General features: G+C 38.7%; 22 protein-coding genes, 1 pseudogene and 1 other annotated feature. Of the genes and pseudogenes, 14 read left to right on the top strand and 9 right to left on the bottom strand.

Annotation, left to right across the window (positions count from 1 at the left end; all coding sequences use genetic code 11):
• From BM146_RS09845 to BM146_RS19460, 3 genes and pseudogenes are all read right to left on the bottom strand, one after another.
• Positions 1–243 (bottom strand): annotated as a pseudogene (locus tag BM146_RS09845) (IS5/IS1182 family transposase); the annotation flags it as partial.
• Positions 244–362: 119 nt separating this feature from the next.
• The gene (locus BM146_RS09840) at positions 363–1,178 is read right to left on the bottom strand and encodes a hypothetical protein (protein WP_074888034.1); all 816 of its coding nucleotides are present in this window, start codon (positions 1,176–1,178) and stop codon (positions 363–365) included.
• 390 nt (positions 1,179–1,568) lie between these two features.
• Positions 1,569–1,709 carry a hypothetical protein gene (locus tag BM146_RS19460; RefSeq protein ID WP_177201634.1) on the bottom strand — a complete coding sequence of 47 codons (141 nt, stop codon included), beginning with the start codon at positions 1,707–1,709 and terminating at the stop codon, positions 1,569–1,571.
• A gap of 604 nt (positions 1,710–2,313) precedes the next feature.
• Here BM146_RS19460 and BM146_RS09830 point away from each other — a divergent pair.
• Positions 2,314–3,132 carry a MerR family transcriptional regulator gene (locus tag BM146_RS09830; RefSeq protein ID WP_074888028.1) on the top strand — a complete coding sequence of 273 codons (819 nt, stop codon included), beginning with the start codon at positions 2,314–2,316 and terminating at the stop codon, positions 3,130–3,132.
• Between the two features lies 1 nt (position 3,133).
• Positions 3,134–4,183 carry a hypothetical protein gene (locus tag BM146_RS09825; protein ID WP_074888025.1) on the top strand — a complete coding sequence of 350 codons (1,050 nt, stop codon included), beginning with the start codon at positions 3,134–3,136 and terminating at the stop codon, positions 4,181–4,183.
• A 111-nt stretch (positions 4,184–4,294) separates the two neighbouring features.
• On the opposite strand, the gene BM146_RS09820 is transcribed toward BM146_RS09825, so the two are convergent.
• The gene (locus BM146_RS09820; protein ID WP_074888022.1) at positions 4,295–4,756 is read right to left on the bottom strand and encodes an RpiB/LacA/LacB family sugar-phosphate isomerase; all 462 of its coding nucleotides are present in this window, start codon (positions 4,754–4,756) and stop codon (positions 4,295–4,297) included.
• Positions 4,757–4,776: 20 nt separating this feature from the next.
• Positions 4,777–5,484: a YoaK family protein gene (locus BM146_RS09815; protein WP_143087460.1), complete on the bottom strand. Its 708-nt coding sequence runs from the start codon at positions 5,482–5,484 to the stop codon at positions 4,777–4,779.
• A 164-nt stretch (positions 5,485–5,648) separates the two neighbouring features.
• On the opposite strand from BM146_RS09815, the gene BM146_RS09810 reads away from it, so the two are divergent.
• Positions 5,649–6,119: a GAF domain-containing protein gene (locus tag BM146_RS09810; protein WP_074888019.1), complete on the top strand. Its 471-nt coding sequence runs from the start codon at positions 5,649–5,651 to the stop codon at positions 6,117–6,119.
• 70 nt (positions 6,120–6,189) lie between these two features.
• Positions 6,190–7,275: a threonine aldolase family protein gene (locus BM146_RS09805; RefSeq protein WP_074888016.1), complete on the top strand. Its 1,086-nt coding sequence runs from the start codon at positions 6,190–6,192 to the stop codon at positions 7,273–7,275.
• A gap of 101 nt (positions 7,276–7,376) precedes the next feature.
• On the opposite strand, the gene BM146_RS09800 is transcribed toward BM146_RS09805, so the two are convergent.
• Positions 7,377–8,942, bottom strand: a complete 1,566-nt coding sequence (locus BM146_RS09800; RefSeq protein WP_074888013.1) for a glycosyl hydrolase family 28 protein — start codon at positions 8,940–8,942, stop codon at positions 7,377–7,379.
• 206 nt (positions 8,943–9,148) lie between these two features.
• Between BM146_RS09800 and BM146_RS09795 the strand changes: the two genes are divergently transcribed.
• On the top strand, positions 9,149–9,835 hold the full coding sequence (locus BM146_RS09795) for an MIP/aquaporin family protein (RefSeq protein WP_074888010.1): 687 nt from the start codon (positions 9,149–9,151) through the stop codon (positions 9,833–9,835).
• A gap of 56 nt (positions 9,836–9,891) precedes the next feature.
• Positions 9,892–10,129, top strand: a binding site (T-box leader).
• Between the two features lie 40 nt (positions 10,130–10,169).
• On the top strand, positions 10,170–13,361 hold the full coding sequence (gene ileS, locus BM146_RS09790) for an isoleucine--tRNA ligase (RefSeq protein ID WP_074888007.1): 3,192 nt from the start codon (positions 10,170–10,172) through the stop codon (positions 13,359–13,361).
• A gap of 69 nt (positions 13,362–13,430) precedes the next feature.
• Here ileS and BM146_RS09785 read toward each other — a convergent pair whose 3' ends face one another.
• Positions 13,431–13,889 (bottom strand): DUF3592 domain-containing protein, encoded by a 459-nt coding sequence (locus BM146_RS09785; protein ID WP_074888005.1) that lies wholly within the window; start codon positions 13,887–13,889, stop codon positions 13,431–13,433.
• A 138-nt stretch (positions 13,890–14,027) separates the two neighbouring features.
• On the opposite strand from BM146_RS09785, the gene BM146_RS09780 reads away from it, so the two are divergent.
• From BM146_RS09780 to BM146_RS09760, 5 genes are all read left to right on the top strand, one after another.
• A complete protein-coding gene (locus BM146_RS09780; protein ID WP_074888002.1) occupies positions 14,028–14,570 on the top strand; it encodes a helix-turn-helix domain-containing protein in 543 nt (180 codons plus the stop codon).
• A gap of 3 nt (positions 14,571–14,573) precedes the next feature.
• The gene (locus tag BM146_RS09775; protein ID WP_074888000.1) at positions 14,574–15,380 is read left to right on the top strand and encodes a HipA domain-containing protein; all 807 of its coding nucleotides are present in this window, start codon (positions 14,574–14,576) and stop codon (positions 15,378–15,380) included.
• 170 nt (positions 15,381–15,550) lie between these two features.
• Positions 15,551–16,003, top strand: a complete 453-nt coding sequence (locus BM146_RS09770; RefSeq protein WP_207649914.1) for a helix-turn-helix domain-containing protein — start codon at positions 15,551–15,553, stop codon at positions 16,001–16,003.
• A gap of 877 nt (positions 16,004–16,880) precedes the next feature.
• Positions 16,881–17,093, top strand: a complete 213-nt coding sequence (locus tag BM146_RS19455; protein ID WP_074887994.1) for a hypothetical protein — start codon at positions 16,881–16,883, stop codon at positions 17,091–17,093.
• A gap of 86 nt (positions 17,094–17,179) precedes the next feature.
• Positions 17,180–19,651, top strand: coding sequence for a glycogen/starch/alpha-glucan phosphorylase (locus BM146_RS09760; RefSeq protein ID WP_074887991.1), 2,472 nt, complete (start codon positions 17,180–17,182; stop codon positions 19,649–19,651).
• 166 nt (positions 19,652–19,817) lie between these two features.
• Here BM146_RS09760 and BM146_RS09755 read toward each other — a convergent pair whose 3' ends face one another.
• Positions 19,818–20,732, bottom strand: a complete 915-nt coding sequence (locus BM146_RS09755) for an AraC family transcriptional regulator (protein WP_074887988.1) — start codon at positions 20,730–20,732, stop codon at positions 19,818–19,820.
• A gap of 138 nt (positions 20,733–20,870) precedes the next feature.
• On the opposite strand from BM146_RS09755, the gene BM146_RS09750 reads away from it, so the two are divergent.
• The 3 genes from BM146_RS09750 to BM146_RS09740 all read left to right on the top strand — a co-directional run bounded on the left by BM146_RS09750 (position 20,871) and on the right by BM146_RS09740 (position 25,312).
• Complete coding sequence (locus BM146_RS09750; protein ID WP_074887985.1) at positions 20,871–22,031, top strand: 5-bromo-4-chloroindolyl phosphate hydrolysis family protein; 1,161 nt, start codon at positions 20,871–20,873, stop codon at positions 22,029–22,031.
• 161 nt (positions 22,032–22,192) lie between these two features.
• A complete protein-coding gene (locus BM146_RS09745) occupies positions 22,193–23,353 on the top strand; it encodes a toxic anion resistance protein (protein WP_074887982.1) in 1,161 nt (386 codons plus the stop codon).
• A 108-nt stretch (positions 23,354–23,461) separates the two neighbouring features.
• Positions 23,462–25,312 carry a helix-turn-helix domain-containing protein gene (locus BM146_RS09740; protein WP_074887979.1) on the top strand — a complete coding sequence of 617 codons (1,851 nt, stop codon included), beginning with the start codon at positions 23,462–23,464 and terminating at the stop codon, positions 25,310–25,312.
• Here BM146_RS09740 and BM146_RS09735 read toward each other — a convergent pair.
• A complete protein-coding gene (locus tag BM146_RS09735) occupies positions 25,306–25,524 on the bottom strand; it encodes a hypothetical protein (RefSeq protein ID WP_074887976.1) in 219 nt (72 codons plus the stop codon). The genes BM146_RS09740 and BM146_RS09735 overlap by 7 nt on opposite strands.
• Between the last annotated feature and the right edge of the window lie 158 nt (positions 25,525–25,682).

The raw sequence follows: 25,682 nt of genomic DNA, 5'->3' as shown, positions 1-25,682 counted from the left end.
GAAGATTCTGTTCATTGCTGCATAGACTGCTATCTTCATCATATGACGGGGCGTTGCCTGGCCTTTTCTGATTCTTTCATATGTTGCATAAAGATCAGAAAGGTCCATCTCCTCCACGAATGCGCTTACCAGGCGTACCGGATCGTCATCTGCTACTGATAGGTCTATGTCGAGCGGAAGTTTTATTTGATGATTTAAGGAAGAAAGGCTATAATTTCCTTGTAAGATTTTATTTAGTAGCATAAATATATTTTACAGCAAAAACCAGGCTTTTCGAAGCCTGGTTTTTGTGTTTTGGGCATAAAAAGGGAGCTGAGCACTAATTACTTAGTGCGACAGCCCCATTATTATTTGTTCTGTAGTTACTTAAGGCTATTATAATACTCACAAAGCAATTCTTGCGAGATTGGAATTGAATAGTCTTTCATCTCTTCATATATCAAATCTGTAAGATTTAATATGCTCTTCCATAGATCCTTCGGATTTTCACTAAATACATATGTACTTCTAATGTTATCTTTGGCATCTTCTGGCAGATTATCCATTTCACGATTAAACGCGCTTTCTAACTTATGGCGATCCCCAAGCAAATCAATATACTGATTTCTGACAAATTCAAGTTCTCCAATCGCTCGTAAAGTATTTCCGCGGTTAACAGCTACCGCTGCATGCATTAGATGAAGCCAAAAAGAATTCTGAATAGACTCCACGTCCTTCTTATACTTCTCTCCAAATATCCTGTCGTCCATATACTTTCTTGATTGATTCATTTTATCCTCAACAGTACCTGATTTATCATAGATGACTTTAAAACCTGGTTTTATGGCTGCCGCATGCTGATAACCACCATATCCAATATCTATCTCTAAAAGATTTGCTAATACATAAACTTGTAGATGCCTTGCTTCATCCTGTCTAAACAAAGAAACATCATATTTTTCGCATATTCTTTGCTGCATAAAATCCATCACTTCCAACATGGAATTACCTGAATCAAGTGCTACCACAAAGTCCAGATCAGACTTTTCGTCATGATATCCTGCAGATCCAGATCCGACTTGAACCAGGGAAATTATTTTATTGCATTCTTTAGCAATTGATACGATATCATCAAAAGTATTTTGTCTATCATTAACATTAAAAACATATCCCATTTTCAAAAGCTCCTTTATATTCATAAAAATAGCCCCATCAAACTCTCGCTTGATGAGGCTTTAGAAACATTATAAGTTGTATAGCAATGATTATGCTCTACACAAAACTTCTTCCTCATCAAACATAACAAAAACAGATCCCTGAACTGTATTCACGGATGTAGTAGTGACTGTCTCTGTTGTAGTGAGGATGAATCTTATCATAGCTACTCGCTTTCTGAAAATTGTTAGTTTTTAGTATAATTGACAGATATCTCAGTGTCAATCTGTATTTTCTAATAATGAATTATAACGTAGCAAGTTACCAGCAAGTTATTTTTTTCCATATTTTGTATAAGAAACTGTTAACTACCACTATTTATTGGTAAAAATCACACACAGCATTGTCATGCAGCAAGTTACCGGCAAGTTAAATTATGCCCAGAACGGAATATATTTCATATATCTTGGTGCAGTAGTTGGATCCAGCGGCTCTATAAACTTCATCTCGACAGCTTCTTTTATTAGCCTTGAAATACTACCAGAAGATGTTTCCTTTAGGCCAAATCTATCCATAAGCGTTGAATTTGAAAGCTGTTCCCCTTGAACGTATTTGATACATGCATGAACATAGCAGGCCCATAAAAATTTCGTAATGATGGGAAAATTCTTGGAGGAGACTTGATAAACACAAAAACAACCACATAAAATAACCCATATGTGGTACATAATTCCTATGAAAGCTGATATACAGGCGTTTGTCCTCAGATTTAGATGATCACGCCTATTTATTGACGAAAACTTACTTTAACCATATAATATTTTCAACAGAACCCGACACGCCTCTCATTATGATGCGGACCACGTCGGGTCATTTTTTTATAAGGAAGTATAACATGGCAGAGACATTAAAAAACATCAGCAGGCTATGACCATAGATGAGCAGATAGCTAATCTAAAAGCTATTGGCTTACAGATAGATAATGAAGACTATGAAAAAAGAGACGAATATCAAGACAAGTGATGATTAAAGGAAGATGTGCATCTGAACATCTTCCTTTTCCATGTGTCCTGATTTATTTCGTGGTTCGCTTGAAATCCACTAAGCAATACAGCAATAATAATATTGACCTTATACTTAACTATAATGTTAAAACTGTTTCAGAAGGAGATGCGAGATATGACAATAAAGGAGTTTTCTAATCTGTGTGGATGTAACCCACAGACAATACGATATTATGATCGCATGAATCTGCTGAAACCGGTTAAGGTAGATGATTGGACAGGATATCGCTTTTATGATGAAAGGCAGGCTCTTGATTTTGTAAAGATAAAGAATCTTCAAACTGCTGGTTTCACAATAGATGAGATAAAAGAACTCCTCGATGCCGATAATGAGGCTATTTATGAAGCATTTACAAAGAAGATCAAGGAGCAGGAAGACAGACTTAATGCAATGCTTGAGATTCAGAAGTCATATCAAAGCGAAATAACAGAAATGACAAAGAAAATTGAAGAAGTCCGAGCTGAGATCATAATGCGAATGGAGGATTACAATCCAAGCTTGGAATTTGGAATCGGTAATGCCACCTACGATCACGTGAAGGGGCAGGTTGATGACTTTTTTGATAGCATTATAAAAAACCGTGATTATAACAAATTGGAATATATTGATAATGATGAGAACAGCGAAGAAATCAAACAGGATTTATTGAATGATCCCAATTTAGTAACTTGTTATGAAAAACATGGATGGGATGCGGTAAAAGACTTTTATGACGAGTTTTCTGATTTGAATGACAGCCAAGAATATATGCTTCTTTTCGAACTTGCATCTGATAAGTCAAACTGGACAGGATTTGCCAATACTATTTTGGGAATGCTTATCCTAAAGAATAAAGCTAGAAAAAGAAAGCTGGATTGCAAAATTAACAATTCTAAAGACGGAAATAATCACTTCTGGCTGCTAATAAGAAAAAATGATGAGGTAGGGAAATGAAATGGGGAAATATAGTTTAAAAGAGCTTTATAATCAGGTAACAGAAGCTATTGCAACATTAGATTTTGATCAGATATGGGAGGGCTTCAAACCGCTGAAATTTGCACTCTATGATGATGAGAAGTGCTACTTTAACGGGGAATACATAGAAAAAACAGTGGATTTTTGCGCCAATACAGCTATAGAGTTTCATGGCGAGACAATAGCCATATGGAATGTTGCTGATAAATTGGAACCCACTATATTAACATCAAGCATAGTACATGAAATGTTCCATGCTTTTCAGATGATGCAAGGGTGGAATTGCTGGGCAAAAGAACTCGAAGCACTTTATAAATATCAGTATAGCGCAGAAAACCTGAGCATAAAGCTTCACGAGAACAAGCTTTTATTGGATATTCTAGCTGATTATAACGAGACTAAATACAATGAACTCATGTCTTTAAGGAAATATCGTAGCGAAGCATTTCCATATGAGTTTTCTTACGAAACTAAGGTTGAAGAGATTGAAGGAACAGCAACTTATGTTGAGTGGCAGGTTTTGAAGCAGTTAGATGAAAAAAAGGCGTATGAATTTACAGAAAAAATGAAAAAAGTAATGTTACAGCCAGAGTATTTTTTCCCTATTAGAATTTCAAGTTATAATACCGGCGCGCTTATGATTCATGCTATGAGTTGTGCTGATAACTATTCTTTTGCAACGAGTGAAAGACCTGTGATTGTATCCGTACTTAAAAAAATAACACCTAAGATGTTTGGCCCTGATAATAAGATAATAGATACTGATGTCGAGAATGCCCTTTCTGCTTTTAATGAAGAATCCAAAAATATTATAGAATCTGCTATTACCCATAATGACGTTGCCTTGGCAGGTCCTTTGGAGCTGGACAGCCTAAATATATATGATGCAAGATGCTACAAAGGATTTCTGACTTCCAGGATTGGCCTATTGTACAAGGAGAATGGCGAAACAAAGATGTTCAATGGAGATGCAGTCATTCGTATGAAGAATGAGAATACTATTGATACTGTTTACAGATGGGTATCTTAAAAAGCAGTAATAATTTCCAGCTATTAGTAAACGATTTGATAAAATATTTCGGGCCCCGTCTATCGCTCTTGTAAGAAACAACCTCAGACAATGTCTGAGGTTGTTTGCTCTTCATTTTACAGGGACGCAGTGCTTGTCGTTTATGTCGCAGACCTTCTGAACTCTTCTTCTGTATTTTTCCTCCATGAGAGGATCAGTTGACAGCCATGTCTTAACGATTTCCATGGACATAAGGCCGCCGATGATCTTAGCTCCGAGGCACAGGATGTTAGAATCTGTGTGTTCTCTTGCGAGCTTGGCGCAAAGAGGATCCTGACAAACTGCTGCGTAGCATCCGCTTATTTTATTGGCGATAAGAGCGCTGCCATAGCCTACTCCGTCGCAAAAAATACCTCGGTCGCATTCGCCTTTGGCAACTGCCAGGGCGGCAGGATAAACAAAGTCGGACAGATCACATGAGTTGTTATCGTAAGTGCCAAAGTCCTTAACTTCGTGTCCCTGAGAGATAAGGTATGCCTTTATCTCTTCTTTCATCTGTGTTCCAGCATGATCATTAGCCATTGCAATTTTCATAGTACTTACCTCATATAATTTTAAAATGCATTATCTCCGGCCTTTCTGTCCAGATCCATTATAAGGAAGCTGACAAAAAGCAGTACCGCAGATGTCCATATTGTTACCTCACCAAATAATTGCGAAAAATTACCGCCGATGCCTGCTCCACAAGCAAAGGTAAAGACCACAGCGATATAATCAAAAGCTTTGAACAGATCTTTTTTATCTCTGCTTCTTAAAAAGGCTGCAAAAGCAGTGGTGCCACTTTTCATATTACCGATACACATGGTGCTGGCGTAAGGGTTTTTATGAACTTTTTGGAATGAATATAATTGTAATGCGCAGGCAAAAGAGATCATACAGCTTGCCAATGTATTAATATTTTGTGGAAGAAAACCTACCACGATCATTATTGCGATTTCAGCAAGGACGATACTCTGTCTCCAGTGAAGCGCTTTTGCATTCTTATATTTGCTTTTCACAATATCAGCAATAAATATTCCGCTCACAAAAGAGAAAAGCGGGAAAAGATATTTAAGACCTCTGGCTAAGTGTCCTTCCATAAGATAAGTGCTCATTAGTACGAGGTTTCCTGTCTGTGCATTGGCAAAGACTTTATCACGAACTATATATGTATAAGCGTCTTGAAAACCTCCGCTGAAGGCTAATATAAGGTTTAAAAATAAAGAATTTGAGATTTGTTCCTGGTTGGTTATCCTGTTTTTGATCTTATTTCTGTTAATCATAGTGCTCCTCTATAATTCACTATTATAGCACTCATGTGAAAACTTTTGTTCCGGTCACCATTATTAATAGATTGTACACAAGACAAAATAATGATAGAATCGTGCTAATGAGCGGTGGGCGCATGCCTGCCCGGTATCGGATAATAGTAATAAGGAGCAGAGTTATGACAGATTATAATTTACTTGCACAGCAGATCAAGGTGTTGGCAGAGGATGAACCCAATTTTTTACCTGTTTTTTCCAATGCATCAGCATTATTATATGAAAACATGGAGGACCTCAACTGGGCGGGATTTTACCTAATGGATAAAGGATCTCTTTTGCTGGGACCATTCCAGGGAAAGGTAGCCTGTATCAGAATCGAGCTTGGAAAAGGCGTTTGCGGAACAGCAGCAGGAAATGATGAGACACAGCTTGTAAAAAATGTTCATGAGTTTGCCGGACATATTGCCTGTGACAGCGCGTCAAATTCTGAAATCGTCGTACCGATCCACAAAGATGGAAAGGTGGTAGCTGTACTTGATATCGACAGCCCCAGCCTTGGCAGATTTACAGAGGAAGACAAAACTGGTCTTGAGGGCTTTGTAAAAGCGCTTGAAGAAGTAGTGGATTTTAGTGGAATATCTTTTGAATAACAGTTTATAAACGCTTAATTGTCTGTTTATAATCATAAAATGCAGGAACAATAAGGGGTAAAATAACAATATGAAGGATAGGATTTCTTTTTCCAGTGATTACACAAAGGGCGCTCACCCACTGATCTTGCAGCGTTTGCAGGAGACAAATTTTGAACAGATCACCGGCTACGGAACAGATGATTATTGCAAGAGTGCAGCAGATAAAATCAAGAAGAACTGCAATGCAAAAGATGCAGATGTGTTCTTTTTAGTCGGAGGTACTCAGACAAACCAAACGGTCATCGATATGCTTCTTGAGCCATATGAAGGCGTTGTTGCGGCGCAGACAGGCCATGTTGCCGCCCATGAAGCCGGAGCAATCGAATTCTCAGGCCATAAAGTCCTGACTCTTCCAAGTTTTAATGAAGAACCGCAGTTTACGGACAAGGAAAAGCCCTGTTATTCAGACCAGGTCGGAAAGATAAAAGGCGCTGATCTAAAGAAACTCATTGATGATTTTTACTCCGATGACAACCATGAGCACCTGGTTTTCCCAGGGGCAGTTTACATTTCCCATCCCACAGAATATGGCACATTGTACTCCAAGGCTGAGCTTGAGGAGATATCAGGAATCTGCAGAGAGTACAAGATTCCTCTGTTTCTTGACGGAGCAAGACTAGGGTATGGCCTTATGAGCAAAAGAACTGATGTCACAATAGAAGACATTGCAAGACTTGTAGATGTGTTCTATGTGGGCGGAACCAAGGTCGGAGCATTGTTTGGAGAAGCAGTTGTATTTACAAAGGGTGTCCCTGTTAAGCATCCTGTTCCTGTAATAAAGCAGCACGGCGCACTTCTTGCAAAGGGGTGGCTTTTGGGCCTTCAGTTTGACACTCTTTTTACAGATGATCTCTACATGAAGATCAGCCGAAACGCAATTGAAATGGCTGAACTCCTTAGAAATAAGCTTATTGAGAGAGGTTATCAGATATACATCGACTCCCCGACAAACCAGCAGTTTGTTGTTATGGAAGATAATAGGTTAAAAGAGCTTTCAGAGCATGTAGTATATGGATTTTGGGAGAAGTTCGATGATACCCATACTGTCGTGAGATTTGCCACAGACTGGGCAACAACAAAAGAGGACATAGATACGCTTTTGCAGTATCTTTGATGTTCGAATAAATAAAAAGCTTACCTTTATTCATGAGGTAAGCTTTTCTTATAACATAGGCGCGCTCGGCGCGAGAATGTCGCAAGCGACATTCTTTTTTATCATTTGCTTCTGGGAATGCATTTTACATTTTCAAAAGAAATATTCTCGCAATATTCCATATGAATGCTATCAGTGCCTTCTGCAGGATTTTCCATTTTTATATCCTTAAAAGAAATGTTTTTTATCTCGTAACCAGGCTCGTCAAATCCGCATAGGAGGATGGAAGGGCAGTCGTGCCACTCGTTTTTGCCGGCGTTGTTGTCAAGGTATCGTCCAAGAATATGAAGTCTTTCAAAGCGGCAGAAACCAAGGATTGGAGGAACTTTTGAGCCTTCCCCGTCGTCGTTGTAGCCAACAGAATGCATCTGTATGTGAGAGGCTGTGATATCTCTTACAATGACATTTTTGACATATCCGCCTCGTTTTTTGGTGGCTTTGATCTCAATTCCTGACCATGTTGGCCCCATATTGCAGTCCCAAAGCCTTACATCTTCAACGCCGCCGGACATTTCGCTTCCAATACAAAGTCCGTGGCCAAAATGGCAGATGCTGTCAAATACTCTAATGTGTTTGGTAGGTCTGTTTATAACGTTTCCTTCAGGATTTTTACCGGATTTGATAGCCACTGAATCATCTTCTGTGTAGAACTCACAGGCATAAAGCGTGGAGTTTGTCGATGAATCAGGATCCCAGCCATCTCCGTTCCAGACACCTTCAGACTTTAAAATGCAGTGGTCAGTTACCACTCTGTCTGAATAGATGAAATGGAGATTCCATGAGGGACCATACCCAAGGGTAAGACCATGGATCCAGATATTCTGGCAGTTGCTCATATTGATGAGTCTGCCGCGGAATCTGCTGGCAATTGTCTCAGGTTTTTCATAGTCTTTTATTTTATCTCCGAGGGATGCGATGTAGTCTTTTAATCGTTCACCCTCAATTCTGGCGATGGCTTTTGCAAGAGTAGCCCCGCCACCCATGATGCTCCCTTTTCCGTGGATCAGCACATTTTCACAATTATAGCTTGCATTATGGTCGAGTTCTCCCATATTCAGAAGGCTCCTGTAGCATTCCATTTCATATCCTTCAAATCGGCTCTTTATTTTGGGAAGATAGTCGAATGGTTCGTCAGTTCCCTGCAAAAGAGCTCCCTCATCAAGGTATATTTCGGTGTTTGAATGAACGTTTAGAGCTCCGGTCAAAAAAGTTCCTGATGGAATATAGAGAGCCGTCTTTTCATCACAAGCATCGAGAGCTGCCTGGATAGCTTCAGTATTCAATGTCTTTCCATCCCCAATTGCATAGTACGGAGCTTTTGTTATGTCAATTTTATCTCGTGTTTTTTGCGTGTGGATATTAAGACCACCCAATAGAACAGGATCTTTTTTGTCTGGCCCATCTTTCTTGGGAGAGTAGACGATATAAACTGATATTTCATAAGAAGTATCAGGAGTAAGGCCAGTGAGAGAAACGTGGGTCTTATTGGTCTTTATGGTTTTGTTGGTATTGGCATTTACAACCAGATACTCACAATCAGGATCTGCATCAAGCGGAAGATCCCAAAAAACTTCTGCAAATGTATCTGCCACTCTGTAGTCTAAAAGAAAATCAAAACAAATGCTCATAGGAAATCCTCTTTTCTAATGTATAAATCCATCATACGTGCAGAGAAAAAATGAATCTATCTGAAAATGACCTTAAATCACGCAGTTTCAACCATACGAAAAAGCATTAAAATTATATGCAAAATTCTAAACAAAAGGATTATAATACAGTTGTAACTTGAAATTTGCCGATGGGGCGGCATTTTTTTCATCAGGAGGGAAAAGGTATGAAGAAATATGTAGCAGAGTGTATTGGAACAGCAGTATTAGTGGTATTGGGCTGTGGAACAGCGATGCTTGTTGGGTGCGATGCAGCAAATGGCAGTGGATATCTTTTGACTGCGCTTGCATTTGGTCTGACCATCGTTGGTATGGCGTATTGTGTTGGTAATATATCAGGATGCCATATCAATCCGGCAGTATCACTTGGAGTATTTATGAGAGGCGGCTTATCACTTAACGATTTCATCGGTTATGTGATTTCTCAGGTTATAGGATCAATAATCGGTTCAGGAATTTTGGCGATTATATTTGGAGTTGGTGGTGTGACAGATAAGACAGGAGGCTTTGGTGCAAACGGACTCGCAGGTGTTAATGGTAATCCTTTGGCAGGCCTGTGTGTTGAAATAGTTCTTACATTTGTGTTTGTATTTACTATTCTTGGCGTCACATCAGAGAAGGCTGGGCATGGCTCTTTTGGCGGACTTATTATAGGCTTTACTCTTGTGCTTGTTCATATTCTTGGAATCGGCCTTACAGGAACATCTGTTAATCCTGCAAGGAGCTTTGGCCCTGCATTATTTGCAGCATTTACAGGAAATTCAGCACCTCTTGCAAGCCTTTGGGTTTTCATTGTTGGACCACTTGCAGGGGCAGCAATTGCAGCTCTTTTGTATAATTATCTTGAAGAGTGATTTTTTATCTTGCATGGTAAAAAAATAAGTAGTATTATATGAACGTTATTAAGAATAAAAAAGCTGTGACGAAGACAGTAGGCAGTGTGTGAAAGCTTTCAGAGAGCCGGCGGTTGGTGTGAGCCGGTGTGAGTAGGCACTATCGAAAATCACTTCCGAGCTGCAGGATTGAACCTATAGTAAATTCTGACGAGTATCCCTTCGTTAATGGGAAGCGTATTCAACCATTTTTAGATGGCGCGTATGTGTAAACAGGTGGTATAACGAGAGTGTAATTACAGCCTCGTCCTTTTTACAAGGACGGGGCTTTTGTTGTTAAGAAAGGAGCTCAAAAATGTATTCAAAAGTCGAAACTGACATGAATTTCGTCGGCAGAGAGAAAAAGATTGAAGAATTCTGGAAAAAAGAAAACATCTTCCAGAAGAGTGTTGACACCAGAAGTAAGGGTGAAATGTATATGTTCTATGATGGCCCGCCAACAGCCAATGGTAAGCCACATATCGGACACGTTCTTACCCGTGCTATCAAGGATATGATCCCAAGATACCGTACAATGAAGGGATATACAGTTCCACGTAAGGCCGGATGGGACACACACGGTCTTCCTGTTGAGCTTGAAGTTGAGAAGATGCTTGGTCTTGATGGCAAAGAGCAGATCGAAGAGTACGGAATAGAGCCTTTCATCAAAAAATGTAAGGAATCTGTTTGGAAATATAAAGGAATGTGGGAAGATTTCTCAGGCACAGTTGGATTCTGGGCTGATATGGAACACCCATATATCACATATGATGACAATTTCATTGAGTCTGAATGGTGGGCTCTTAATGAAATCTGGAAGAAGGGTCTTTTGTACAAGGGCTTTAAGGTAGTTCCTTACTGTCCTCGTTGTGGCACACCTCTTTCATCACACGAGGTTGCACAGGGCTATAAAACATTAAAAGAGCGTTCAGCTATCGTTCGTTTCAAGGTTAAGGGTGAGGATGCTTACTTCCTTGCATGGACAACAACACCTTGGACACTCCCTTCAAACATTGGACTTTGCGTAAACCCTGATGAGAAATATATCAAGGTTAAGGCTGCAGATGGCAATGTATACTATCTTGCTCAGGCTCTTGCAGATAACGTACTTGGAAGTCTTGCAAAAGAAGAAGGCGAAAAAGCTTATGAAGTTCTTGAGACATACGTTGGAACAGACCTTGAGTACAAAGAGTATGAGCCACTTTATCAGTGCGCAGCTGATGAGACAGAGAAACAGCACAAGAAGGCATTCTTTATCTACTGCGATACATATGTAACTATGACAGATGGTACAGGTATCGTACATATCGCTCCTGCATTCGGTGAAGACGACGCAAGAGTTGGTCGTAAGTATGATGCTCCTCTTGTTCAGATGGTTGACTCAGAGGGACGTCTTAAACCTGAGACTCCTTTTGCAGGCATGAGATGTAAGCCTACACAGAAGGAAATGGACGAGGGTGCTATCAGTGCAGATCCAGAGGTATTAAAAGACCTTGATAAGAGAGGACTTCTCTTTGGCGCACCAAAGATGGAGCATGATTATCCTCACTGCTGGAGATGTGGAACACCACTTCTTTACTATGCTCGTTCATCATGGTTCATCAAAGTTACCGAAGTTAAGGATGACCTTATCCGCAACAATAAAGAGATCAACTGGGTTCCTGAGTCAATTGGTAAGGGACGTTTTGGTGATTGGCTTGAGAATATCCAGGATTGGGGTATTTCACGTGACAGATATTGGGGAACACCTCTTAATATCTGGGAGTGCGATGACTGTGGACATCAGCTTTCTGTTGGTTCAAGAAAAGAACTCGCTGAGCTTTCAGGAGATCCTTCAGCAGAAACTTGTGAGCTTCACAGACCATATATTGATAAATTTGAAATCACATGTCCTAAGTGCGGTAAGAAGATGCACAGGGTAAAAGAAGTTATCGACTGCTGGTTCGATTCAGGAGCAATGCCATTTGCTCAGCTTCACTACCCATTTGAGAATAAAGAACTCTTCGAGAAGCAGTTCCCTGCTGAATTTATTTCAGAGGCTGTAGATCAGACAAGAGGATGGTTCTACTCACTTCACGCTGAGGCAACACTTCTTTTCAACAAGCCGGCATTTAAGAATGTTATAGTTCTGGGACTTGTGCAGGATGAGAACGGACAGAAGATGAGTAAGTCAAAGGGCAACGCGGTTGATCCATTTGATGCACTTGAAAAATACGGCGCAGATGCTATCAGATGGTACTTCTACACCAACAGCGCTCCATGGCTTCCTAGCAGATTCTCAGGTGATGCTGTTATGGAAGGACAGCGTAAGTTCCTTGGAACACTTTGGAACACATATGCGTTCTTTACACTTTACGCAAATATCGATGGATTTGATGCGGCTAACTACAAGCTTGAGACAGACAAGCTCACAGTTATGGACAAATGGCTTCTTTCAAAGCTTAACAGTTGCGTAAAAGCTGTAGATGAGAACCTTGCAAACTATCGTATTCCTGAAGCCGGCAAGGCACTTGATGGTTTCGTAGACGAAATGTCTAACTGGTACGTACGTCGCTCACGTGAGAGATTCTGGGCTAAGGGAATGGAGCAGGATAAGATTTCTGCATACATGACTCTTTACACAGCACTTGTAACTGTATGTAAGGCAGCAGCTCCTATGGTTCCATTCATGACTGAGGAGATTTATCAGAACCTTGTAAGAAATAGCTTTAAGGATGCTCCTGAAAGTATTCACCTTTGCGATTTCCCTGAGGTTGATGAGAACATGATCGATACAAAACTTGAGAAAGATATGGAAGAAGTGCTTGATATCGTTGTTCTTGGACGTGCAGCAAGAAATGCAGCTAATATCAAGAATCGTCAGCCAATCGGTCAGATGTATGTAAAAGCAGAAGAGACTGTTGGTGAGTTCTATACTGATATCATCAGAGAAGAGCTCAATGTTAAGAATGTAAGCTTTACAGATGATGTTCGTGACTTCACAAGCTACACATTCAAGCCACAGCTTAAGACATTAGGACCTAAGTATGGTAAGAACATCGGAGCTATCAAGAGTTATCTTGAAGGTCTTGATGGAAATGCCACAATGGATGAGCTTAACAGAGGTGGAAGCATCAAGTTTACAGTAAATGATGTTGATGTAGAGCTGGTTAAGGAAGATCTTCTTATTGAGATGGCTCAGAAGGAAGGCTTTATTTCTCAGGAGAACTGGGGTATCACAGTTGTTCTTGATACAAACCTTTCAGAAGAACTCTTGAATGAAGGTTTCGTACTTGAAGTTATCAGTAAGATTCAGACAATGCGTAAGGATTCCGGATTCGAAGTTATGGATCACATCAAGGTTTCCTTAAACGGCAATGACAAGCTTGCTGAGATTATCAAGGCTAATGAAAACAGTATTTCAACAAAGGTTCTTGCTAATGAGATCATCTATGGCTCTGATGTAGCAAATGCAAAAGAGTGGGATATCAACGGCGAGAAAGTTACAATTGGCGTAGAGAAAGTCTGATAATAAATACACCCTATAGAGTTAATGCCAAGCATTGCTCTATAGGGTGTTTCTCTTTGCAAAAAGAGTTTATAAACTGAAAAATAAAATGAAAAATCCAACCAGGAAAAGAATGATACCGGTGATGATAAACATTGTAGAAATAATCTTTTCAGCGGAAAAATTTGTAGCAGTATACGCCTGATTTGGATTTTGAGGATTATATAGAATCTGCAAAATCTCTCCAATTGGAGGGAGATTTTCTTCAAGGTGGCTCTGGCTACCTTCTATAGTATATTCCGTGCCGCCCACTACATACTGAACAACAGGAATGTAAATTCTGTGGCCTTCGTGGTCAGTGTCATTATAATAATCAATGACTTTACCGGTGCATGCGCCGCTGCAGTTTTTGATCATCTCTTTAGTAGACTTTACTATTCTGTATGAGATATAGGAAAAAAGAGCTCCCCCAGCTATAAGTCCTATACCAACTATCATTCCGGTGCTGATTTTTATAGCAAAAACGATGCTTGCGATTGTTAGTAACATAACTTTTTTCACCTCCGAAAAAATAATACCACTTTACCGGATATGGAAAAACAATAATTACTACCACATTTTTGTCGGTAAAATTAAGTTGAACAGCCGCCAAAAATGTGGTTATAATAATTTATGGAGGACTAAGCTATGGCAAAGTACATAACTCCTACAGGAGTAACCGCAGAAGAAATAAAGCTTGTACGAGAGATTTTGGGAATGACGCAAAAAGAATTTGCGGAGTTTGTAAATGTTTCGAAGCGTACAGTTGAAAGATGGGAATCCACAGATGAGCAAATAACAGGTCCTATTACGGTGTTATCGGATTTAATAATAAAGAATCATGGATTGGCGGAAGAACTTTCGGTTCCACAGAAAAAATACAAAATGCGTTTGTGGTACATGTATCATGATTTCGTGTGCACAATAATTGATGTTGACGAGATGGAAAAGAAGGTGTTAATACACAACTATATTTCCAATCCATTGTATAGAGCATTTGGAGTTAATACTGAGCCCACCTATGACGAATATGTCGAGTTTATAAAATCCAGGTGTTTTCCGGAGAGCAGGGATAAACTCAAACTTGAGCTAAAAAGATTAGACATACCTTTTTATGATCCAATCATGATAATTGAGAAAACTCAAGGCCGTATGGCTGACGATGACTTTTGGATAAAATTGGAGTGGTAAAGCATGGTAGAGCTTTTTGATAAAGATATAAAAACTGAAAATCGAAAGTCTTCAAAAGGTAATCAACTCAAATTTGAGAGAGATAGAGTGTGGTACAAGGCTGATAATATGGGCTATGAGGGATTGGCAGAATGTGTAATATCAGCTCTTTTAACAAAATCATCCCTTGAAAAAGATGAGTATGTGAGCTATGACTTTGAGACAATAGGTTATAAGGGAAACACTTATAGAGGCTGTAAAAGCATTGATTTCACCGATGGATGGAAATTAATTACTCTTGAAAGGCTTTTTGCGGATAATTTTGGAGAGTCGCTTAATAAGTTGATATATCGAACTCAGAGCCATGAAGACAGACTAAAACTGATAGTTAATCAGACCGAGCGCATTACAGGGCTTACAGGTTTTGGGGCTTATATGAACAAATTGCTTACCATTGATGCGCTATTTCTTAATGAAGACAGACATACGCACAATATAGCAGTTCTTATGAATGATAAGCATGAGTTTAGATTGTGTCCGGTATTTGATAATGGAGCAGGCCTTCTTTCAGATACAAAGATGGATTATCCTTTGAATGGAGACATATATGAAATGGTAAATGATGCGAATGCCAAAACTTTTTCAACATCTTTTGAGGAGCAACTTGAAATATCAGAAAAACTCTATGGACAGAATATTTCATTTCATTTTTCGCAAGAAGAGGTGGAGGATATATGTTTTACAGAGAACAATTACACAAATAAGGAAAAAGAACGTGTTGTGGAAGTGATTCTGGAGATGAAAAGGCGATATAAATATCTGTTTAAGTGATGGGAATAAAAAAGGATAAAATACTTACCTTTTTTATAAATATGATAAAAAGTGTTTCTGGCTATTACATTATGATAATTACTGGGCTAGCCTAAATATAGAGATTATGTAATAAATAAGCGGTTCAGGAGATAATCATGGCGGACACCCCATTAACAAAACAGCTAAGAATGTTACGAAAACGTCATCATTATACACAGAAAAAGGTTTCAGATTATATTGGCACCACAAGAGCCAACTACTCACACTATGAAACAGGCATAACGATTCCTTCAAATGATATATTGAACAAGCTTTCTATCCTTTATGAAGTTCCGTTGATGCATCTTATAAAACTGTCAGCAGTGTCAAAGAAAGAAGAGCTTGAAAAGTTAAAACAAGGAGGAAAAGGAGGGTTTGACGGGTTATTCATTGAAAATCCAATGTCATCCTCGCTTGATCCGTTATATCTTGAGTTTATCAATAACTGTCCGGAGATGAGTGACAGAGAGCTAAAAGAATGGATGGAACCGGAAGATTTGGAACTGATATATTACTATCACCAATTATCGCCTCAGAATAAGAATATGGCAACAGAGATGGTAAGAATAATAGTTAGGAACAATCGTAATGCAAATGAGTAGTAGTTATTCATGGTGACGATAATAGTTGTATCATTTTTGATGATAATGAGAAAAAGCGTAGCAAGGGAAGCTGCGCTTTATTTAGTTATCGTAACATAGGAAAATAACAGGAAAGAGCAAGAAAATGCTATGAGTATGCGCTTTGTGGCATGCTTGAGAAGATTTTGATAAACGTTTGTTTGGTAAAAAATAAACAAAACATTGAGCAAGTTTTCCGGGTGATAAGAAGAAACCGATCAATCGAATTATTATACCGAATAATACAAATCTAAAAAACGATTAATATAAGGGGCGTGCGATTCAGAACGGATTATTTTTTCACAAATTACACATATAATTATGTTAGCGGCGTGAAACAACGGCAGATAAGCGATATTTCCTTTTGCTAGTAATTATCGATATTCTGTGAATGGCGATAATAAAATTTCAAACCAACAAACGAGTGTTGAAATTGAACAACAGAGTTATCACAAATCCGACATATTTTTTTGTATTGTATTGCTAATTGTACTGTTATGACAGCTGTGATAGAGTGTTCTCTGCGCCAAAAAGCGCAGGGAAACGTTAAAAAAGGCATATGTGGAAGTCATGGGAGTTCTTTCTTGGATGTTTGACCGTTCAAAACTTGCAACAGTCGCATCACCGCATAATGAAAAATAGTATTAATGGTAAAAGGACGGTCATTTTTATAAAACCGTCTTTTTTTAAACACTTTTTTTTGAAACTGTATTTTAAATTCTATGATTTTAATAAAGATGTAATTTTTATTCAATAATAACCGATATCATTAATAGCCGTAAGGATGCGGCATTACATGCAAGGATGCTTGTGCTTAGGAAATCCCTAAATCAATAGGAATAGTAGAAGGATCTTTGCCATGGTAATTCAGCACAATATAACTGCTATGAATTCTAATAGACAGGTAAGAGGACTTACACAGGCGTCAGCCAATGCTGGCCCAGGCCAATCAGACAAATCAGGGAGTGTTAGCGTTATTACAATAATAATAAAAACAAATGTGAATCCTCATGGACAGGGAAGTCCGGAGGTTTTTTTTATGTCTTTTTCGTTGGTTTTTATGGAATTGTAAACGAATATGCGGTAAAATTATCCCGTATACGATATTTTTTACTATAAGAAAATATGGATTACAAATTGTTTCTATGAGGAGGCAACATGAAGAAAAAACCACTAAAGTTTGATAAGGATCTATTCAAAAGAAGTGTTCAGTACAATGTAAAGACGCTCTATAGAAAGACTATGGAAGAAGCTACTGAGCAGGAGCTTTATCAGGCGTCAGCCTATGCCTTAAAGGATGCGATTGTTGATCACTGGATGACAACACAGAAAAAGGCTGCTGAGCAGGATCCGAAGATTGTGTATTATATGTCCATGGAATTTCTCATGGGAAGAGCATTTGGTAATAACCTGATTAATTTGCAGGCTTATAAACCTGTAAAAGAGGCTCTTGACGAACTTAATATTGATTTAAACCTAATTGAAGATCAGGAGCCGGATCCGGCGCTTGGTAACGGCGGACTTGGAAGACTTGCCGCATGCTTTTTGGATTCTCTTTCAACGCTGGGATATGTGGCTTATGGTTGCGGAATCAGATATAAATATGGAATGTTTCGCCAAAAGATTCAAGATGGCTATCAGGTTGAGGTACCTGATACATGGCTTGAAAACGGCAATCCGTTTGAACTTAGAAGAAATGAATACGCCAAAGAGGTTAAGTTTGGCGGTTACGTAAATATGTATACAGACGAGCGTGGAAGAACCATGTTCAAGCAAGAAGGTTATCAGGTGGTAAGAGCTGTACCTTATGATCTTCCTGTTGTTGGCTATGGAAACGGCGTGGTTAATACTCTTAGAATTTGGGATGCAGAACCAATCCAGTGCTTCCAGCTAGACTCTTTTGACAAGGGTGATTATCAGAAAGCTGTTGAGCAGGAGAATCTTGCAAGCCAGCTCTGTGAAGTCCTTTATCCAAACGACAATCATATAGCAGGAAAAGAGTTGAGACTTAAACAGCAGTATTTCTTTATATCTGCTTCAGTGCAGACTGCTCTTCAGAGATATCTTAAGCATCATGAGGACATCAGAAAGTTCTATGAAAAAAATGTATTCCAGCTAAATGACACTCATCCAACTGTTGCAGTTGCAGAGCTTATGAGACTTCTCATGGACGAATACTATCTTTCATGGGATGAGGCCTGGGATGTAACAACTAAGACCTGCTGCTACACCAACCATACGATCATGGCAGAAGCCCTTGAAAAGTGGCCTGTAGACCTGTTCCAGAGACTTCTTCCAAGAATTTATCAGATTGTTGACGAGATCAACAGAAGATTTGTTGATCAGATCATGCGCCAGTATTCAGGTTCAGCAGGAATCGATGTTCAGGCCAAAATCAGAAGTATGGCTATTCTCTATGACAATCAGGTCAAGATGGCGCATCTTGCAATTGTCGGCGGACATTCAGTCAATGGCGTAGCAAGACTTCACACGGAGATTCTTGAAAAGAGAGAGCTTAAGGACTTCTATGAAATGATGCCTGAGAAGTTCAATAACAAGACCAATGGTATTACGCAGAGAAGATTTCTTTTGCATGCAAATCCTCTTTTAGCTGACTGGGTAACAGAAAAGATTGGTGATGACTGGATTGTGGACCTTTCACAGATGGAGAAACTGAAAGCTTTTGCTGATGATAAGAAAGCTCAGCAGGAATTTATGGATATCAAGCTTCAGAACAAGAAGCGTCTTGCTAAGTATATCCTGAAGCACAACGGAATTGAAGTTGATCCTAAGTCAATCTTTGACGTACAGGTAAAGAGACTTCACGAGTATAAGAGACAGCTCCTTAATATCCTACAGGTTATCCATAAGTACAACGATATCAAGACACATCCTAATAAGGATTTTTACCCAAAGACATATATTTTTGGCGCAAAGGCAGCTGCAGGTTATCTTACAGCCAAGCTTACAATTAAGCTTATCAATGCAGTGGCAGACGTTGTAAATAATGATCCTGACATTGATGGAAAGATAAAAGTTGTATTTATTGAGGACTACAAAGTATCCAATGCAGAGCTTATCTTTGCGGCAGCAGATGTATCAGAGCAGATTTCCACTGCATCAAAAGAGGCGTCAGGAACAGGTAACATGAAGATGATGCTTAATGGTGCAATAACTCTTGGAACCCTTGACGGAGCAAACGTTGAGATTGTTAACGAAGTTGGAGAAGAGAACGCATTTATTTTTGGACTTACTTCGCAGGAAGTAATGGATTATGAGAGAAATGGCGGCTACAATCCAATGGATATCTACAACAGCAATCCTAATGTGAAAAAAGTTCTTGATATGCTGGTAGATGGAACCTTCTCTAATGACAGAGAGCTCTTTAGACCACTTTATAACTGCCTATTAAATACAGTAAATTCTAATAAGGCAGACCAGTACTTTATCCTTAAGGACTTCGAGTCTTATCTCGAGGCTCAAAAGAGAATATCTGACGCATATCAGGACAAGAAGCGTTGGGCCAAAATGGCACTTCTTAACACTGCAAGCTGCGGAAAGTTCTCGTCAGACAGAACTATTCAAGAGTATGTTGATGAAGTATGGCATCTGGATAAGCTTGAAATGTAACAGCGAAAGTTGGCGTTGTTCAATTATGTTATGGTGGTTACAGGGACTTGTTCTGAAATCCCTGTAATCGCCAAAATTCTAAGTGTAATTCTCTTTGTAGTTAGCGAATTTTTTGTCCTTACAAATCCAATATTCCATTATGTTTATTACTACGATAAAAACGGTATTAATTAGGATCTGTTGATGACATATAACGCTCTTTTATAAATTGTTCTACCTGTTTTAAATGTTCTTTGCTTTCGGCCGAAGTGTCGCTTTTGGGAAGAGATTTACGATATTGTGACGGCGAAAGCTTTTTTTCCTGTCTGAATGCCTTGGAGAAGACAAGTGGATCAGAGTAGCCACAGGAAATGGCTATTGATTCAATTGATAAGGATGTCAACTGGAGAAGTTCTGTAGCCTTGGCAATACGATAACTTGAAAGATACTGCTGTGGCGATATTCCAAGACGATTCTGAAAAAGTGTATACAGGTAGCTTCTATTGATACAGACATAGTCCGCTATGTCTGTTACTTTTATGGGATTACAGTAGTTACTTCTTACAAAAGCCTGAGCCTTTGTGACATAGTCATTATCTGTTCCTGAATCGCTCTTGGGTGTGACGCTTAAACCTGAAGCAAGAACAGACAAGAACATTGCTAAAAGCCCGGTTCGACGCAGATCATCTTCAACACTGAAAGTATTGTGGTCCATCATATCTTTTATAAGATTGTAAATAGTTTCGGATTTATCGCTTTTAAATATTGGCTGTTGTAATGATAAACCAAGCTGTGAAACAATTGATTCAGCTTTTTTTCCACCGAAACCTATCCATGTATATGTCCAGGGATCTTCCTCATCAGCCACATAATAGGCCAGTTCATCCGGTACGATCAAAAATCCATAGTTTTCTTCCAGAGGATAGTTTTTTCCGCCAATAGAAAAAGAGCCTTTGCCACTCATGATGTAGTGAATCATAAAATGAGGCTTGAGTGCCGGTCCAAAGCTGTGATGCGCTTCTGTTTTGGACACTCCGCAGCAATATACATACAGATCATCAGATTCCTCAGTATTAAAAAGAAGTTTATATGCTTTTTCCATTTGTCTATCCTTTCTGCTAATCGGTATTATAACATAAATAAATGCTCATAATTTGCGCTTTCATAAGTTGAATGTCTATTTCTTTTACTGTAAAATATATTTGCATTTGCGATTTATCTATATGCAGTGGAGGCTGTTGTGGACAATAATACACAGGAAGTAATAAGAGCCGGCGGTGAAATATTAAAAAGTGTGACCGCGGCCATAGATAAGAATGATTATAGCAAGCTTGCAGGCGATATTACAAACACAATAAAATCGGTAAGCTTCGAAACAAAAACAACATATACCAGTGGGAACAGATCACAGAATCAAAACTATACAAGGGCGCCACAATCTAAAAAGTATCCGTTTTTTGCCAAAAAAATCAGTAAATATAATGGTCTTTTAGAGGTCATACTTGGAAGTTCAATATTTGCATGTTTACTTCCTGTTGCAATTGTAGGCGGAGTTATGGGTGGAATGGCATATGGACTTCCGCTTACAGGTATTTTGGCTATAAATGCGATAATAGTTTTGGCCGGGATAGGTAAGCTTAAATTTGCCAAGCTTTTTCATCAGTATGGCAATATTGTGGGGAACAACGAATATTTCAAAATTTCCGATCTTGCCAAGGCTGCGCTTAAGTCAGATTCTGAAGTGCTAAAAGACATAAAGAAGATGATAAAAAAGGGTTATCTTCCAAGAGCAAGACTCGATGCAACAGAGACAACCTGTATGATAACGGATGAAGCTTATCAGCTTTATCTTGGTGCTGAGAGAGACAGACTTGAGAGAGAAAAGAGAGAACTTGATCAGCAAAAGGCAGCAGTGAATTTGGACACAAGGTCAAGAGAAGGTCTTACAGGTGTTGATGCAATCCTTGCAGATGGTGAGGAATACATTAGGTACGTAAGAGCCACCAATGATATTATTCCTGACACAGAAGATATGTCTAACAAGTTATACAGACTTGAGAGCATTATGAACAGGATCTTTGAGCAGGTGAAAAAGAACCCTCAGAGCGCTGATGATCTCCACAAACTTATGAATTATTATCTCCCAACTACCAAGAAACTTTTGGAAGCATATGTTGAACTGGATAGGCAGACTGTTCAGGGAGAGAATGTTCAGCAGACAAAGAACGAGATAGATTCAGCAATGGATACGATAAATGAAGCCTTTGAGAAACTTTTAGATAGTCTGTTTCAGGATATGGCATGGGATATTTCTTCTGACATTTCTGTTATGAAGACCATGATGGCGCAGGACGGACTTACAAGTGAAGGCGGCATGGCAATGCAGACTATGCCAAAGTAAGACTGAATAAACTGTGGTATAAACAGCGACCCGGCTGTTAATAGTATTATATGAGGATTTAGGAGCCTTTTTGTTGTCGCGCGTATTTTGCACGACATTACTAAAACGGACATCCGACAACATTAAGCCAGTAATGAACTGGCGTTATAGAGGAGGAAAAAATGGGAGTAGATTTAGAATTTGATGCAGCACCAGCTGTACCATCACTAACATTTGGGGCAGAGGAGCAGACTCAGACTGCTACAGCGCAGGCACCTGAAGAAGAGAAAAAAGACAACGGAAATATTGCTATGGAAGCGCAGCTTTCCGCTGAAGAACTCAAGCAGGTGGATGAGTTTAGTAAACAGATTGATATTTCCAATTCAACAGGCATTATGAACTACGGTGTTGGCACACAGAAAAAGCTTGCAGATTTCTCTGAGAAAGCAATCGATAACGTCAGGACCAAGGATATGGGCGAAGTTGGCGATATGATCACTGATCTTGTTACACAGCTTAAAAACTTCGACGTCGAAGAGGAAGAGAAAGGTCTAAAGGCATTATTCAAAAAGAGTTCCAATAAGATTGAGGCATTAAAGGCCAAATATAGCAAGGTTGAGACAAACGTCCAGACAATCAGCAACGAACTTGAAAAACATCAGGTAACACTTATGAAGGATGTTGAGCTTTTGGACAGAATGTATGATCTTAACCTCAACTACTTCAAAGAGCTTACAATGTATATCCTTGCAGGTAAGAAAAAACTTGAAGAAGAGAGAAACACAACTCTTGTAGAACTTCAGAAAAAGGCTGAGGAATCAGGTCTTCCTGAAGATGCTGAGAAGGCAAAAGACTTCGCTAATAAGTGTGACAGATTTGAGAAAAAGATTTATGATCTGGAACTTACAAGAACAATAGCAATGCAGACAGGTCCACAGATCCGCATGGTTCAGAGTTCTGATACAGTAATGGCTGAAAAGATCCAGTCAACAATTGTAAACACAATTCCGCTTTGGAAAAACCAGATGGTGATCGCTATTGGTATCGAGCATGCAACTCAGGCTGCTCAGGCGGAGCGTGAAGTTAATGATATGACAAATAGGCTCCTTAGAAAGAATGCGGATGCACTTAAGACAGCTACGATTGAGAGTGCTAAAGAAGCAGAGAGAGGAATAGTTGATATTGAAACTCTTAAGCATACAAACGAGTCTCTTATCTCAACTCTCGATGAAGTATTAAAAATTCAGACAGAAGGCAAGACAAAGCGTCGTGAAGCCGAGGCAGAGCTTGCGCAGATTGAAACTCAGCTTAAGGATAAGCTTTTAGAAGCTGCAAAGAACTAAGATTAAAGAATATAGTATGAGGGGGCGTAGAACCATCAATGATTCTATGCTCCTTTTGTATAGAAGGAAATTCCTCCGGATTTTCTGCTATTAGGAAGGTAATACAGGATGAGAGACGACATAAAGTTCCATGCATTTATGAAGATGACTAGAGAGGCGGCCAATGTATCTCTTGAAGAAACAGGAAAAGGACTATATACAAAGAGTATGATGGCACAGATTGAAAAAGGAACCACCCTTCCTGACTATATGATGCGCAATCGTATTATGTCCAGATTAGGTATATCTTCAGAAGGATATGAGGACTTTTTGCAGCCTGATGAGTACAAAAGATACCTAAAGAGAATGGAGCTTATTAAGCTTATAGAGTCAAAAAAATTTGCTGAAGCAGAAGATCAGGTTAATCCGGTTATTTTTGATGAAGACTTAAATCTGAATAAATTAGAGCTGCAATTCTACTATGACATGAAGGCAAGATGCCTACATTTTAGAAAGGCTCCCTGGGAAGAAGTTTTTGAAATGTATAAAAAGGCTTGCTCGCTGACGATGATCATTGAAGAAGTATGTGAGAAAAAGTTTGGCGTGTGGGCAATTCCTGAATACTTTTTGCTGTTTAAATTGTTGGAAGCCAAGGCAGAGTGCTCAGTTACACCTGATGGAAGCTCTAAGATAGCAGATGTTTGCTTGTTATTGCTTGATCATCTTGAAGAGTCAGCTATTGATATTCTGGGAAAAGCGAAAGTATATACAGCAGGAGCTGTTGCTTTGGGGAACATTGCTCATAAGAATGATTATGTTCAGGTGGACAAAAAGACAGTTCTTGAGCAGTACGACAAGGCTTTGGAATACCTGAAGCAAAAGAGCAGAAGCTATTATATTGCTGAGATTCTTTCGGGAAAAATCAGCGTATTGGAAGAAAGTGGCAATGATGAAGAGTTAAGAAAAGCAAAAGAACTCTATGAGCTTTTTGCAGAAATCTATAGTGAATACGATGTAGATTATTATATGGACTATAATTGCTATATCTATAGGGATTCAGACATTTACTGCATTGGAGATGTTATTAAATCCAGAAGGCAGATGCTGCAGATAAGCAGAGAGGAGCTTGCAAACAGGGTAAAATGTTCATATAGGACTTTGATGCGTATAGAGAATAGCGCTATTTCTGCCCAGAAAGCTGTTTTGCGCCCTATTATGGATGAACTGAATATAAACTGCGATTATACTCGTTCAGATATAATTACTGATGATAGGGAGGTTGTTGATAGATATTACGCATTGACAAATATGATCAATAATTACGTGGCAGCAGATTATGATGTGCTCTGTAAGGAATTGGAAGAGCGAATAGATATGTCATACGATAACAACAAGCAGCTTATAGATATTATAGAATTATTTCTTGCATTGGGCGGGGGGAAAATTACAAGAGAACAGTATATATACAAATTAAAGGAAGATTTAGCACTAACACTTCCTGTTCCTGTTATGGAAATAAAAGAGGGCTATCTTCTTCATTCTGAGTTAGATTTGTTAATCGCAATAGGAAAGTATATTGATGAAGAAAAAGAAAAAGGCCACTTGATGGAGTATCTGCAATACTGTTGCGATAATCATGAATCCGGTGGTTATCCTGTGAATTACGGAACTTATGAAATGGTGATGATTTGGCTGGCAGATGAGTATAGTGATGTAGATAGGATAGAAAAGGTTGAAGAAGTAGCAAGGGAGCTGCTAACTTTAGAATTAAAAAGCCATAGGCTCTTTGAACTTCATGGAGCACTATACATGCTGTTTAGAAATAATGCGAAAATAGAGGAAAGAGAAAATAGATATTATGAACAGAGCATTGATAAAATGATTAAGATATGTGATTTTATCAACAACTCTGTTCACAAAGAGTACTATAAGTTAATTAAAGAAATGATTGAAAAAAAAGAAGATTGGAAACATTACTGATTAAACAATACGTTTCTTGGAAAGTGTGACTGAAGAGTAATGATGTTCTCCTCAGATACTGGTGTTTCACCAACTAAATCACTTACAGAAACAGTTGTTGTTTCAGTATTTGTAGTTGTATTATCTGAAACAGTAACGTAAGGAAATGAAATAGTAAATGTGAGATTAAAAATAACAAGTACAAGAACAAGTAAGTTACTAATTTTTTTCATTTTAGTATCCTCCCAAAATATTAGTTTTGATTATTAAAATAAAATAAAAAAAACCATATTTCAAGTGACAGAGTGTTTTACTTTCATGATTTTTTTGTAAAATACTCTGTCACTTTTCTTTAGCACTGTAAAATTTTATTATGTTATTAACAACAAAA

Origin of the sequence: Butyrivibrio proteoclasticus (assembly GCF_900115735.1) — a bacterium.
GTDB classification, from domain to species: Bacteria; Bacillota; Clostridia; order Lachnospirales; family Lachnospiraceae; genus Butyrivibrio; species Butyrivibrio proteoclasticus_B.
The sequence above is the reverse complement of the archived record's forward strand: the minus strand, read 5'-3'. Positions and strand labels throughout refer to the sequence as shown.